Here is a 13854-nt window from a genome sequence, read left to right on the forward strand (position 1 = left end):
AGTCCTCGGTGGCTCTCAGTCGTCCTCGTTGTCGCCGAAGTCGGGGCGGACGTCACGGGCGGCCATGATCTCGTCGTTGGAGGTGCCGGCGGCGACCATGGGCCAGACCATCGCGTCCTCGTGGACGATGAAGTCCACGACGACCGGGCGGTCGTTGATGGAGTTGGCCTCCTCGATGACCTTGTCCAGGTCCTCGGGCCGCTCGCAGCGGATCGCGTAGCAGCCCATGGCCTCCGAAAGCTTCACGAAGTCGGGGACCCGGGTGCCCCTGGCCTCGGGGTTGACGTCCTCCGGACCGGAGTGCAGGACCGTGTTGGAGTACCGCTGGTTGTAGAACAGGGTCTGCCACTGGCGGACCATCCCGAGGGCCCCGTTGTTGATGACGGCGACCTTGATCGGGATGTTGTTCAGGGCGCAGGTGGTCAGCTCCTGGTTGGTCATCTGGAAGCAGCCGTCGCCGTCGATCGCCCAGACGGTCCGCTCGGGCTGTCCGGCCTTGGCGCCCATGGCGGCCGGGACGGCGTAGCCCATGGTTCCGGCGCCGCCGGAGTTCAGCCAGGTGGCGGGCTTGTCGTACTGGATGAAGTGCGCGGCCCACATCTGGTGCTGGCCGACGCCCGCCGCGAAGATCGTGCCCTCGGGGGCGAGCTGTCCGATGCGCTCGATGACCTGCTGCGGGGAGAGCGAGCCGTCCTCGGGCTGGTCGTAGCCGAGCGGGTAGGTGTCGCGCCAGCGGCTGAGGTCCTTCCACCAGGCGCTGTAGTCGCCCTTCTGGCCCTCGCTGTGCTCCTTCTGGACGGCCTGGATCAGGTCGGCGATGACCTCGCGGGCGTCGCCGACGATCGGCACGTCGGCGGCGCGGTTCTTGCCGATCTCGGCGGGGTCGATGTCGGCGTGGACGATCTTGGCGTACGGGGCGAAGCTGTCCAGCCTGCCGGTGACGCGGTCGTCGAAGCGGGCTCCGAGGGCGACGATCAGGTCGGCCTTCTGCAGCGCGGTGACGGCGGTGACCGCACCGTGCATGCCCGGCATTCCCACGTGCAGCGGGTGGCTGTCGGGGAATGCGCCGAGCGCCATCAGGGTGGTGGTGACGGGCGCTCCGGTGAGTTCGGCGAGGACCTTCAGCTCGGCGGTGGCCCGGGCCTTGAGCACGCCGCCGCCGACGTAGAGCACGGGGCGCTTCGCGGCGGTGATGAGCTTGGCCGCCTCCCGGATCTGCTTGGCGTGCGGCTTGGTGACCGGGCGGTAGCCGGGCAGGTCCATGACCGGCGGCCAGGAGAAGGTGGTCTTCTTCTGGAGGATGTCCTTGGGGATGTCGACCAGGACCGGCCCCGGGCGGCCGGTGGAGGCGATGTGGAACGCCTGCGCGATCACCCGGGGGATGTCCTCGGCCTTGGTGACCAGGAAGCTGTGCTTGGTGATCGGCATCGTGATGCCGACGATGTCCGCCTCCTGGAAGGCGTCCGTGCCGATCGACGAGGACACCACCTGCCCGGTGATCGCGACCAGCGGCACGGAGTCCATGTTGGCGTCGGCGATCGGGGTGACCAGGTTGGTGGCGCCGGGGCCCGAGGTCGCCATGCAGACGCCCACCTTGCCGGTGGCCTGCGCGTAGCCGGTGGCGGCGTGGCCGGCGCCCTGCTCGTGCCGGACCAGGACGTGACGCACGCGGCCGGAGTCCATCAGCGGGTCGTACGCCGGAAGGATCGTGCCGCCGGGAATGCCGAATACGGTGTCGGCGCCGACCTCCTCGAGAGAGCGGATGAGGGACTGCGCACCCGTGACGTGCTCGACGGGCGCGGACTGCTGTCCTGAGGAACGGGGCCGCGGCTGCGGATGGTGGGCCCCGGAGGCCTGCTCGGTCATCGGCATTCTCTTCTCGATGCTGAGGTTCTGCGAGGGTTCGGGTGTCGGCTTTCGCCAGGTTCGCACGGTTCAGGGCTGCTGTGCGGCAGGTGCCCGTGCAACAAAAAACCCCTCGTGCCGTGAGGCAAGCGAGGGGAGCGCGCCGGTGAGGGTCGCTGGGGATTCCGGGTCATCTCTCCGGTGGGTCCCAGCTCAGCCGACGCGCTGTCCAAGTACGAGAATTCGGGTGCGCATGGCACTGACCCTCCCCCCGGCACGCACCCGGTGTCAAGTGGGTGGGACGGGAGTCTCATTATGTGGTCGCAGGGTCGTCCCGCCTCCGAGGACGGCGGTCATCCCGCCGGTGTACATGCCGGCACCCCTCTCCACGGCGCGCTCACCGCGCTCACCGCGTTCACCGCGCACGCCGCCGGCGAAGGCCGGCTCGCCCGGGCCGTGCGGCACGGGGTAGCGGCCGGCGGCGAGCGCCCGGCGCAGCCGGTACTCGTCCAGCGGGCCGGAGAACGCCATGCCCTGTCCGTGGGTGCACCCCATCGCGCGCAGGGCCGCGACCTGCTCGGGCAGGTCCACTCCCTCGGCCAGCGACTGGAGTCCGAGGTCCCCGGCGATGCGCAGCAGCCCGCCGGTGATCTTGTGCAGCCGGGCGGACTCGACGACGCCCTCGACCAGGCCGCGGTCGAGCTTCAGCACGTCCACGGGGAGCCTTCTGAGCGCCGTGATGGCCCCGTGGCCGCTGCCGAAGCCGTCCAGCGCGATCCGGACGCCGAGGCGTCTGAGGCCGGCCAGCCGCCGCTCCAGCTCGTCCAGGGAGACCCGCGGGTCGGTGTCCGACAGTTCGATCATCAGGGCCCCGGAGGGCAGCCCGTGCCGGGTCAGCAGGGCCTCCACGGTGCCGGGCGGCAGCGAGCGGTCCACCAGACGGCGGGCGCCCACCCGGACCACCACGGACACACTCAGACCGCCCCGGGCGCGCTCGGCGGCCTGCTCCACGGCCTCCTCCAGCATCCAGCGGCCCAGTTCGGCCGTCCTGTCGCTGTCCTCGGCGACCCGCAGGAACTCGGCGGGCGTGAAGAGCACCCCCTGGGAGGAGCGCCAGCGCGCCTGCGCGGCGACCGATGTGATCCGGCCGGTCTCCAGGCAGACCACCGGCTGGTGCAGCAGCGTGAACTCGCCGTCGTGCAGGGCGGACCTGAGCCGGCCGGCCAGCTCCGCCTTGCGGACGACGTCCTGCTGCATCTGCGGCTTGTACAGCTCGACGCGGCCCTTTCCGGCCGCCTTCGCCCGGTACATGGCCAGGTCGGCGTTGCGCAGCAACTCCCCCGCGCCCAGTCCCGGTTCCGCGAAGGCCACCCCGATGGAGGCGGCGACACGGACATCGTTGCCGTCGATGAGGTACGGCTGCGAGAGGGTCACCCTGAGGCGGTCGGCGAGCTCCAGGATGTGCCCTTCGCGGGCCGTGCGGTCGCGGGTGCCGTCCCCGACGATGAGGGCCGCGAACTCGTCGCCGCCCAGGCGGGAGGCGGTGTCCCCGTGCCGGACCGCCTCCTGGAGTCTGCGGGCGGCCTGGACGAGCAGCTCGTCCCCGGCCTGGTGCCCGATCGTGTCGTTGACGGCCTTGAAGCCGTCCAGGTCGATGAAGAGCACGGCGGTGCCGCGGTCGGTGGAGCGGCGGCCGGACAGGGCCTGCTGCACGCGCCTGGTGAACAGCGCGCGGTTGGGCAGGTCCGTGAGCGGGTCGTGCTCGGCGTTGTGCTGCAACTGCGCCTGGAGGCGGACTCTCTCGGTGACGTCCCGGCTGTTGAAGATCAGCCCGCCGTGGTGGCGGTTGATCGTCGACTCCACGTTGAGCCAGCCGCCGTCACCGGAGCGGAACCGGCACTCGATGCGCGTGGTGGGTTCCTCCTGCGGGCCGGCGACGAGGAAACGGCGCACCTCGTGCACCACGCAGCCCAGGTCCTCCGGGTGGATGAGGCCGGCCAGTTCGGTGCCCACCAGCTCCTCCGCGGGCCGCCCGTACACTCCGGCGGCGGCCGGGGAGACGTACCTCAGGACGCCGTTGGGCGCGGCGATCATGATGACGTCGCTGGAGCCCTGCACCAGGGAGCGGAAGTGGTTCTCCTTCTGGGCCAGCTCCTGGGTGAGGGTGATGTTGTCGAGCAGCATGATGCCCTGGCGCACGACGAGGGCGAGCACGACGGCCCCGGCGGTGATCAGCACCACGCGGTCGACGCTGTGGCCGTTGAGCACGTTGTAGAGGATCCCCAGCGTGCAGACGGCGGCGGCGAGGTAGGGGGTGAGCGCGGCGAGGGAGCCGGCGATCGGCTGGCCGGCCGGATACCGGACGCCGTCGCCGACGGGCGCGGGCGGCCGGCGGTAGCGGGTGCGCGGGACCGGGCGCCGTCCGGGCGTCCGGTCGTCCGCCACGCGCGCGTGCCCGTCGGCCGGGACGGCCTGTGCGTCGGCCGCCGGGGCGTGGCCGTCCGCGGCGGGGGTGTGTCCGTCGGCGGCGGAAGCGGGACCGGCGTCGGCCTTCGGAGCCTGTCCGTCGGCCACGCGCGCGTGGCCCAGGTGACCCTCGGTCCGCTGTCCGGTGGGCTCGTGCCCCGCGGCATGCCCGCGGGAGCCGTGCCCGTGGGGCTCGCGCGCGTTCGGCTCGCGCCCGTGGGGCTCGTGTGCACGGGGCTCGTGCGCGTGGGCCTCGTGCGCGTGGGGCTCGTGTGCCTGGGGCGCGTGCCCGTCGGCGGTGTGACCCGAGGACTCCGGGGACTTGCGCCCGGCGGGCTCCGCCTGCTGGACCGTCTCGTGTTCCTCGGTGACGGCCGCAGGGCGGGGCGCGACCCAGGGGGCGTACGCGAGGAGCAGCGAGCCGGCGAACCAGCCCGCGTCGAGCAACTGCCCGGAGCGGTAGCTGTTGTGCAGCAGCGGCGAGGTGAACAGGGCGTCGCTCAGCACGGTGAGGGCGAGCCCGCCGATCGCGGTGTTCACGGCGGTGCGGTTGACCGGCGAGCGCCGGAAGTGCAGCGCGAGCACCATGCTGACCAGAGCGATGTCCAGCAGCGGGTACGCCAGCGAGAGCGCGGTGTGCGCGACGCTCGGCCCGTCGAACTTCGCGGCCTGGGCCAGCGCGAGGCTCCAGGACAGCGTGAGCAGCGAGCCTCCGATCAGCCAGGCGTCCAGCGCCAGGCACACCCAACCCGCCTTGGTCACCGGCCGTTTGGCGAGCACCAGCAGGCCGACGATCGCGGGGGGCGCGAAGCACAGGAAGAACAGGTCGGCATAGCTGGGGCTGGGCATGGGCTCGCCGAGGACGACCTCGTACCACCCCCAGACGCCGTTGCCCAGGGCCGCCATCGCCGAGGAGAGGCCGAACAGCAACCAGGCGGAGCGGAAGCGGACGCGATGGCCGCGGCCGTACGCGACGCAGGAGACGGCGGCGGTGCCGGCCGCCGCGGCCAGCCCGAAGTCACCCATGATCAGCGCGAGCTCGTGCGAACCCCAGTCGCAGGCGGAGCCGACGGCGTACCCCGCGCACAGCAGCGCCAGCAGGAGCTGGGGCACCAGTCTCCGGGCGGTGCCGGCGGCGGCCGGCGGGCGGGCCCGCAGCGCGCTCGGCGCGGACTGGGGCCGCAGCGCGCCGCCCAGCGTGGGCAGGGCGGTCGGGGGCGGGCTCACCGGTCCCTCCCGGTCCGCGCCGCCGGGTCCCGGGGGTCCAGGTGCGCCGTGTGGGCGTGCCTGCGGCGTCCGCCCGGCCTGCGGTGCTGGTGGTGACTGTGCGGGCAGTGCCGGCTGGAACGGCTGCCGAGGTGGCTGTGATGACTGTGATGGGTGTGATGACCGCCGTGGTGGCCGCGCCTGCGCGCGGCCGTGTGCCAGGGCCTTTGGTGGCGGCCCCACCGCGTCGGATCGTTCGTCCATAGGCCGTGCATCGCCCGTCGCCCCCCTCGCAGTCTGAAATGTCCGTCCCCGGCGCCGAACGGTTCGCGGCGCAGCCCCTGTCCGGGACGATACACCAGTCCGGTCACTCAGGGACATAGCTGCTCTACGCTGCGTGACGAACGACCCGTAGGCGAGTACGCTCCGCGCCCGCAGGGTCGCGGTCCGTACCCGAAGGGGTCACACGCCCGGGGTCACCCGTCCGACGCACCCGTCGTCAGAACCACGTTGGCGAGCGGCTCCTGGTTCACGAATCGGCGCAACTGGCCCGTCAGCAGCCGCTTCGCGCGCGGCAGGAACGCCGATGTCGGGCCGCCCACGTGCGGGCTGATCAGCACGCCGGGCGCGTGCCACAAGGGGTGGCCGACGGGCAGCGGCTCGGGATCGGTGACGTCGAGGGCCGCGGTGACACGGCCGGTCTCCACCTCCGCCAGCAGGGCCTTCGTGTCGACGACGGCCCCGCGGGCGACGTTCACGAGCAGGGCGCCGTCCTTCATCCGGGCGAGGAACTCGGCGTCCACCAGACCGCGCGTGGCCTCTGTCAAGGGCGTGGAGAGGATGACGACATCGGCTTCCGGAAGCAGAGAGGGCAGATCGGTGAGCGGATGCACCGGACCGCGCGCTGTGGTGCGCCCGGAGCGCGCCACGCGCGCCACCCGCGCGAGCTCGAAGGGCGCGAGCCGGTCCTCGATGGCGGCGCCGATGGATCCGTAACCGACGATGAGGACGGTCTTGTCGGCGAGCGCCGGACGGAAGCCTCCCCGCCACTCGCCCCGGTCCTGAGCCCGGACGAAGTCGGGGATGCCGCGCAGGGAGGCGAGGACGAGCGTCAGGGTGAGCTCGGCCGTGCTCGCCTCGTGCACACCGCGCGCGTTGCACAGCCGTACCCCCGCGGGCAGGTCCTTCAGGCCGGGCTCCACATGGTCGGTGCCGGCGGACAGCGTCTGGACGACCCGCAGCGCGCGCATGCGGGGCATCGGCCGGATGCCGAGCCCGGAGGGCTTCATGTACGGCACGACGTAGAAGACGCAGTCGGCCGGATCCGCGGGGAACTCCTGGCCGCCGTCGTCGCCTCCGTCCCAGAACAGGTAGTTCGGCCCCTCGGGAAGCCCGTCGATCTCGTCGGGCGGGATGGGCAGCCACACGTCAGCAGTCATGCTCAGGAGGCTATGCCAGGTGCGCGGGGAGGCAGACGTTAGGTTGGTGGGCCGCAGCAGAGGGAGGGTTACGGCGAGGTGGAGCGCAGGACGATCGGCGCGGCGGCACTCGCGGTGGGGGCCGTAGGACTCGGATGCATGCCGATGAGCTGGGCGTACAGCACCTCGCGGCAGCGCGGGGAGGAGTCGCTCAGGACCGTGCACCGGGCGCTGGACCTGGGCGCGACGCTCCTGGACACGGCCGACATGTACGGCCCGTTCACCAATGAGTTGCTGGTGGGTCGGGTGTTGAAGGAGCGGCGGTCCGACGCCTTCGTCTCGACGAAGGTGGGTCTGCTGGCCGGCGAGCAGCACATCGTGGCCAACGGCCGTCCCGGCTATGTGCGACGGGCCTGCGACGCGTCGCTGCGGCGGTTGCAGACGGACGTGATCGACCTGTACCAGTTGCACCGCGCGGACCCGGAGGTCCCCGTCGAGGAGACCTGGGGGGCGATGGCGGAGCTGGTGCGGGCCGGGAAGGTACGGGCGCTGGGGCTGTGCGCCGTGGGGGCGCGCGGCGGGCGCCGGTCCGGGGCACGCCTGTACGACGGAACGATCCGGCAGCTGGAGCGGGTGCAGCAGGTGTTCCCGGTCGGCGCGGTGCAGGCCGAGCTGTCGGTGTGGTCGCCGGAGGCGCTCGGGGCCCTGCTCCCGTGGTGCGCCGCGCGCGGCGTCGGCTTCCTGGCCGCGATGCCGCTCGGCAACGGCTTCCTGACCGGCACGCTCACCCCCGGCCAGGGCTTCGAGCCGGACGACCTGCGGGCCCGCCACCCGCGCTTCACCGCCGAGATGATGGCCGCCAACCAGCCGATCGTGGCCGGCCTGCGCCGCGTGGCCGCACGGCACGGCGAGGACGTCACCGCCTGCCAGGTCGCCCTGGCCTGGGTGCTGGCCCAGGGGCCGCACGTGGTCCCGGTCCCGGGCGCCAAACGCGAGCGCTGGGTCGTGGAGAACGCCGGCGCGGCGGACCTGCGCCTGACGCCGGAGGACCTGGCGGAGCTGGGGCGTCTTCCGGAGGCACAGGGGTCGTGGGACTGAGGGGCCGGGCCGGTACGGGGTCCTCGCGGGAACCCGTACGGCGCTCCCGGGGAGCGTCGGAATCCCGGAGTCGGGAACCTTGGAGGCGCCGGGCGGTGTATGAGAAGTAGGACCCGCCGCGTCGAAGGGACTTCATCGTGCAACGACGAGCTGTGACGGGTGTGCTGGCCGCCGCGCTGCTGCTGGCGGCGGGGTGCGACTCCTCGGGGACGCCGTCCGGGCAGGGCGCGGCGCCCAGCCGTACGACGGCCGCCCAGTCCTCGCCCTCCGGGCAGGCACCCGGGGAGACCGCGCCACCGGCCAAGGGCTCGGTCAGGGTGCTGCGCACCGTCGCGGAGGGCCTGGACAGCCCCTGGGGGCTGGCGCCGCTGCCCGGCGGCTCTCTCCTCGTCTCCTCCCGCGACAAGGCCACGATCACCCGGGTCGACGACAGGACGGGCAAGCAGACCGAGCTGGGCACCGTCTCCGGGGTGGCGCCGGAGGGCGAGGGCGGCCTCCTCGGCATCGCGCTCTCCCCCGGCTACGCCTCGGACCACATGATCTACGCCTACTTCACCTCGGCCTCGGACAACCGCATCGTCCGGATGCTGTACGACCCGAAGAAGCCGGCCGGGGAACAGCTCGGCGCACCCGACACGATCTTCAAGGGCATCCCCAAGGGAGTCATCCACAACGGCGGCCGGATCGCCTTCGGCCCCGACGGCATGCTGTACGCGGGCACGGGCGAGAGCGGCGAGCGAGGCCTGGCCCAGGACAAAGAGTCCCTGGGCGGCAAGATCCTGCGGCTGACCCCGGAGGGCCTGCCGGCGCCGGGCAACCCCTTCCCCGGCTCCCCCGTCTACACCTACGGCCACCGCAATGTGCAGGGCCTGGCCTGGGACGGCAGACAGCGCTTGTTCGCCTCCGAGTTCGGCCAGGACACCTGGGACGAGCTGAACGCGATCAAGCCCGGCGACAACTACGGCTGGCCGGACGCCGAGGGCAGGTCGAGCGACCCGAAGTACCACAACCCGATCGCCCAGTGGCACACGGACCAGGCCTCCCCCAGCGGCATCGCCTACGCCGAGGGCTCGGTCTGGATGGCCGGCCTCAGGGGCCGGCGCCTGTGGCGCGTCCCCCTGAAGGGCACGGAGGCCTCGGCGCCACCCCAGGCGTTCCTGACCGACGCCTACGGCCGGCTGCGCACGGTGGTCGCGGCCGGGGGCGACAAGCTCTGGCTGGTCACGAGCAACACGGACGGCCGCGGCGACCCGAAGAAGGGCGACGACCGGATCCTGGAACTGGAGGTGAAGTGACCCCCGGGCGCTCACCCGTCGCCGGGCTCGGCCTCGTCGCGGGCCCTCCTGGGCGGCCGTACGACGACCTTCCCCGAGGCGAGATCGATGGGTCCCCGCCCCGGATCGTTGTCCCCGACGTCCTCCCGGGTCAGTTCCAGCCGCTTCTGCTCGTCCCGGGTGTGCTTACGGCCGGGCGCGAAGAGTTCCTCGAAGATGTCGAACACCATGGCCCCTTCCCGCTGTCCACCGTACGGCTCAACCCGCCGTCGGGACAGTGAGCGTGTCCTGCGGAAACAGCTCCAGCCGGTGCGCCACCGCCGCCGCTTCGCCGCGGCCGGAGACGCCGAGCTTGCCGAGGATGTTCGAGACGTGGACGCTCGCCGTCTTGGGGGAGATGAACAGTTCCTCGGCTATCTGGCGGTTGGTGCGGCCCAGCGCGACCAGACGCAGCACGTCGCGTTCCCGGCTGGTCAGGCCGAGGGACTCGGCGGGGTCGGCCGGGGCGGGGCGCCGCCGCGGGGCGTGGGTCAGGGACAGGCGGGCGCGCTGGGCGAGCAGGGCCACGGAGTCGGCCAGCGGGCGGGCGCGCAGGTGCTCGGCGACGGCGTGGGCCAGGCGGAGCAGCTCCGCGGCGCGCTCCCGCTCGTCCTCGCCGGAGTGCAGCCCGGAGTGCAGCAGGGACTCGGCCAGGCGGAAGCGGACCCGGGCGAGGTCGTAGGGGCGCTCCAGGGTCTCGAAGGCGGCGACGATCTCGGTCCAGTCGTCGGCGCGGCCGTGGCCCTCGGCCCGCAGCAGCTCGGCGCGCACCCAGCGTTCGTACGCCTGCCAGACGGGCACCTTGGCGGCGAGCGTCCTGGTGGCCCGCCGGATGCGGTCGAGGACGTCGGGGCGGCCGGGGTCGGCGGCGGGCAGCCCGACCGCGCGGGCCTCCATGGTGGCGGCGGTGAGCAGCAGGGGCCAGCCGTAGCGCTGGGTTCCGGGCGGGAAGCCGGTCTCCAGGACGCCTTCGAGTTCGGCGCGGGCGTCCAGCAGGCGGCCCTCGCCCGCAGCGACGGCGATCGAGATGCGGGTCAGAGGAAGGGCGTGCTGCGGGGCGAAGTCGTGGGTGCCGAAGTGGACGCGGGCGTCGGCCAGTTGTCCCGCCGCCTCGGCCGGCTCACCGCGGGCGAGGGCGAGTTCGGCACGGATCCGGGCGTGGAAAGCGCGCGGTTTGGCGCTCCGGCCGATGCGCCGGGACCGGGAGGCCGCGTCGGCGGCCTCCTCCCAACGGCCCAGGGTGAACAGGGATTCGGCGAGGTTTCCCCAGACCCAGGCCTCCGTGTCGAGCAGGCCGTGGCCGCGGGCGAAGGCGATGCCCTCCTCCAGCAGCGGGACGGCCTCCCGGGAGCGGCCCACGGACTCCAGCGCGTCCGGCAGGTTGACGTAGGAGCGCCCGGCGACCGCGGTGATGCCGTGGGCCACCGTGTGCTGGTTGACCTCCCGCATCTCGGCCAGTCCGCTCTCGACCTCGCCGGCTTCGACCGTGAGGCCGCCGAGGGTCAGGCGTGCGGTCATCTCGATGTCGCAGGCGCCGACCATGCGCGCGTACTCCACGGCCCGCTCGGCGGCCGAGAAGGCCTCGGCACCGCCCACGTGCACCATGGACCAGTTGGCGACGTTGGCGAGCACCTCGGCGTGCACCTCGGAGGGCGGCAGGCCGCGCACCAGTTCCTGCGCCGTGGCGAGTTCGCGCCAGCCGTCACCCTGGGCCTTCGCCTGGACGACCCGGGAGCGCTGGACCCAGAACCAGGCGGCGCGCAGGGGATCGTGCTCGTCCTCCAGCAGGCGCAGGGCCCGCTTGATGATCTTCATGGCTCGGTCCCGTTCCCCGCAGAGGCGGCCCGCGACGGCGGCCTCGGCCATCAGGTCGAGATGGCGCAGGGGCGTGTCCGCCGGGTCGCAGTCGCAGGGCCGGTAGGCCTCGATGTGGTCGATGAGCCGCAGCCGCGCCCGTACGTCCTGCGGTGCGGCGTCCCACAGTTCCATCGCCCGCTCCAGCAGCCTGAGTTGCTCGCTGTAGGCGTGCCGGGCGCGGGCCGTGACGGAGGCGTCCAGGACGGCGGGCAGGGCCTTGGCCGGGTCGTGGGCGTGGTACCAGTAGCTGGCCAGCCGCATGACGCGCTGGTCGGCCGGGACGAGCGTCGGATCGGCCTCCAGGGCCTCGGCGTAGCGGCGGTTGAGGCGGGAGCGTTCGCCGGGCAGCAGGTCGTCGCTGACGGCCTCGCGGACCAGGGAGTGCCGGAAGCGGTAGCCGTCGCCGGTGCGCGCGGCGACGAGGATGTTGACGTTGACGGCGGCCCGCAGCGCCTCGATGAGGTCGTCCTCGGCGAGCCGGGCCACGGCCGCCAGCAGCCGGTACTCGACGGTGGAGCCGCCCTCGGCGACGATCCGGACGACCCGCTGGGCGGACTCGGGCAGTGCCTCGACGCGCACGAGGAGCAGGTCGCGCAGGGAGTCGCTGAGGGCGGCGCAGCCCTCGGCGGCGCAGCAGGCGAGTTCCTCGACGAAGAAGGCGTTGCCGTCGGAGCGTTCGAAGATGTCGTCGACCTGGGCGGGGGCCGGTTCGGCGGCGAGGATGCCGGCGATCTGGCGGCCGACCTCCGGGCGGGTGAAGCGGGCGAGTTCGATGCGGCGGACCGTGCGGAGCCGGTCGAGTTCGGCGAGCAGGGGGCGCAGCGGGTGACGGCGGTGGATGTCGTCGGAGCGGTAGCTGGCCAGGACGACCAGGCGGCCGGTGCGCAGGGTGCGGAAGAGGTAGGCCAGGAGGTGCCGGGTGGAGGCGTCGGCCCAGTGCAGGTCCTCCAGGGCGAGGACCACGGTGCGGTCGGCGGCGACCTGCTCCAGCAGGCGGGCGGTGAGTTCGAACAGGCGGGCCATGCCGTCCTCGTCGTGCCGGCCCGTGCCGCGCGTGACGGGCTGCTCGCCCAGTTCGGGCAGCAGCCGGGCGAGCTCCTCCTCCTGTCCGGCGGCCGCGGCGGCGAATGCCTCGGGCACCTCCCGGCGCAGGGCGCGCAGGGCGGTGGAGAACGGGGCGAACGGCAGTCCGTCCGCGCCGATCTCCACGCAGCCGCCGACCGCGACGACGGCGTCCCGGCGGGCTGCGGCGGCGGCGAACTCCTCGATCAGCCGGGTCTTGCCGACACCGGCCTCGCCGCCGAGCAGCAGCGCCTGCGGCTCTCCCCCGGCCGCGTGGGCGAGAGCGTCGTGCAGCGTGTCCAATTCGTTCGCGCGGCCCACGAACACCGGACTGACGGACCTGGTCTCCACGGTCCCGAGCATCGCATGCGGGTCTGACAGTGCGGCACCGTTTTTCGGCTGGGCGGTCCGGGCGGTGCCGGGCGGAAGGGCCCGGCCGGCCCCCGAGCCGACGGCCCCGCGCTGCTGCGTGTTCACGCGGCCGGGGTGAACCGGTGCCGCCGCCCGCCGCTGCTATGCGACTCCGCCTCGGGGGCTTTCTGGGCGGCGGATCGCCGGGCGGCGCGGCGGACGCGCAGCGCCTCGCGGACCATGCGCGCCCGGTCGGCCTCGCGGCGCAGATCGGCGGAACGCAGCCGGTGGAGTTCGTACCCGTACATGGTGGCTCCCTGGTGAGAGACGGTGTCCGAACACCGCTTCGGTGTTCGCTGACCACCTTCGTCTCCCAGGGGGGCGAGCCGCATCGGGCGGGTTCCGCATCTTCGGCGCCGCCCGGGGCCTTAGATGCGCAGGAGGGGCCTCATGGACCGCCGTAAGGTACCTACGGCGGCCCTAGGGGTGTCTCGTCGATCAGGCCGGATCAGGGAGCGGTGCCAGCCACCGCGAGCCCGGCATGATCGGCGAGACACCCCTAAGGCCCCTCCTCGGTCTGCGGTGACGCCCGGTCCGGCTGCGCGGTGACGCTCAGGCGGACGGGAGGGCGAGCAGGGCGTCGGTGTACTTCAGGACGGCCAGCAGCAGCCCGAGGACGCCGAGCGTGACGCCCGCCCAGGAGACCGACTTGATCCAGGGCGCCTGCGGGCCGGCGGGGGCGCCGAACGCGGGCCGGGCGAGGACCACGACGCCGACGATCAGGGCGAGGAGCGCGAACAGCCCGCCCCACAGCGCGGTGGTGTGCCAGGCGTCGCCGTAGACCTCCTTGATCTGCTGGGCGACGCTCGCGGAGGTGGAGGTCCGCAGCTGGCCGATCAGCTGCTCGCGCGCGCCCGCGACGGTGCCGAGCCAGCTGCCGCTCAGCGAGACCAGGCCCAGCGCGGCGGAGACGACGGCGCCGGCGCCCTGTCCGACGCCCGAGGGCGCCGCCTCCTTCATGCCCTCGGCACCGGCCTCGGTGGCCGCCGCCTCCGCGTCGTGCATGGTCTCCGCGGCGTCCGCGCTCTCCGCGGCGTTCGTGCTTTCTGCGGCGTCCGGGCCTTCCGCCCTTGCCTCGTCGTCCAGCGGTTCGGTGGCCTCGGCGGTCTCAGTGGCCTCGCCGGCCTCGGTGGCCCCGGCCTCGTCTGCAGTCTTGGTTGCCATGGGGCGCACCGTAC

9 protein-coding genes are annotated in these 13854 nt (G+C 73.3%); 2 read left to right on the top strand and 7 right to left on the bottom strand.

Annotation, left to right across the window (positions count from 1 at the left end; all coding sequences use genetic code 11):
* Window positions 1-15: 15 nt before the first annotated feature.
* The 3 genes from ABZ484_RS13270 to ABZ484_RS13280 all read right to left on the bottom strand — a co-directional run bounded on the left by ABZ484_RS13270 (window position 16) and on the right by ABZ484_RS13280 (window position 6956).
* Entirely contained in the window at window positions 16-1866 is a 1851-nt protein-coding gene (locus ABZ484_RS13270) for an acetolactate synthase large subunit (RefSeq protein WP_358865986.1), read from the bottom strand.
* Window positions 1867-2133: 267 nt separating this feature from the next.
* Window positions 2134-5538, bottom strand: coding sequence for an EAL domain-containing protein (locus tag ABZ484_RS13275; RefSeq protein WP_358865987.1), 3405 nt, complete (start codon window positions 5536-5538; stop codon window positions 2134-2136).
* A 455-nt stretch (window positions 5539-5993) separates the two neighbouring features.
* Window positions 5994-6956, bottom strand: a complete 963-nt coding sequence (locus tag ABZ484_RS13280) for a 2-hydroxyacid dehydrogenase (RefSeq protein ID WP_358865988.1) — start codon at window positions 6954-6956, stop codon at window positions 5994-5996.
* A 78-nt stretch (window positions 6957-7034) separates the two neighbouring features.
* On the opposite strand from ABZ484_RS13280, the gene ABZ484_RS13285 reads away from it, so the two are divergent.
* Window positions 7035-8033, top strand: a complete 999-nt coding sequence (locus ABZ484_RS13285) for an aldo/keto reductase (protein WP_358865989.1) — start codon at window positions 7035-7037, stop codon at window positions 8031-8033.
* A 152-nt stretch (window positions 8034-8185) separates the two neighbouring features.
* Complete coding sequence (locus ABZ484_RS13290) at window positions 8186-9328, top strand: PQQ-dependent sugar dehydrogenase (RefSeq protein WP_358866033.1); 1143 nt, start codon at window positions 8186-8188, stop codon at window positions 9326-9328.
* A gap of 11 nt (window positions 9329-9339) precedes the next feature.
* Here the strand turns inward: ABZ484_RS13290 and ABZ484_RS13295 are convergent, their stop codons facing one another.
* The 4 genes from ABZ484_RS13295 to ABZ484_RS13310 all read right to left on the bottom strand — a co-directional run bounded on the left by ABZ484_RS13295 (window position 9340) and on the right by ABZ484_RS13310 (window position 13840).
* On the bottom strand, window positions 9340-9534 hold the full coding sequence (locus tag ABZ484_RS13295; protein ID WP_358866034.1) for a DUF6191 domain-containing protein: 195 nt from the start codon (window positions 9532-9534) through the stop codon (window positions 9340-9342).
* 31 nt (window positions 9535-9565) lie between these two features.
* Window positions 9566-12628, bottom strand: coding sequence for an AAA family ATPase (locus ABZ484_RS13300; protein WP_358865990.1), 3063 nt, complete (start codon window positions 12626-12628; stop codon window positions 9566-9568).
* Window positions 12629-12738: 110 nt separating this feature from the next.
* Window positions 12739-12924, bottom strand: a complete 186-nt coding sequence (locus ABZ484_RS13305) for a hypothetical protein (protein ID WP_358865991.1) — start codon at window positions 12922-12924, stop codon at window positions 12739-12741.
* Between the two features lie 304 nt (window positions 12925-13228).
* A complete protein-coding gene (locus tag ABZ484_RS13310; protein WP_358865992.1) occupies window positions 13229-13840 on the bottom strand; it encodes a hypothetical protein in 612 nt (203 codons plus the stop codon).
* Between the last annotated feature and the right edge of the window lie 14 nt (window positions 13841-13854).

The organism is Streptomyces sp. NPDC006393 (genome assembly GCF_040628575.1).
Taxonomy (GTDB): domain Bacteria; phylum Actinomycetota; class Actinomycetes; order Streptomycetales; family Streptomycetaceae; genus Streptomyces.

Bases quoted from the DNA above. Each gene is read 5' to 3' on its own strand.
- ABZ484_RS13270 (WP_358865986.1), bottom strand. From the start codon at position 1,866: ATGACCGAGCAGGCCTCCGGGGCCCACCATCCGCAGCCGCGGCCCCGT.
- ABZ484_RS13280 (WP_358865988.1), bottom strand. From the start codon at position 6,956: ATGACTGCTGACGTGTGGCTGCCCATCCCGCCCGACGAGATCGACGGG.
- ABZ484_RS13300 (WP_358865990.1), bottom strand. From the start codon at position 12,628: ATGCTCGGGACCGTGGAGACCAGGTCCGTCAGTCCGGTGTTCGTGGGC.
- ABZ484_RS13305 (WP_358865991.1), bottom strand. From the start codon at position 12,924: ATGTACGGGTACGAACTCCACCGGCTGCGTTCCGCCGATCTGCGCCGC.
- ABZ484_RS13310 (WP_358865992.1), bottom strand. From the start codon at position 13,840: ATGGCAACCAAGACTGCAGACGAGGCCGGGGCCACCGAGGCCGGCGAG.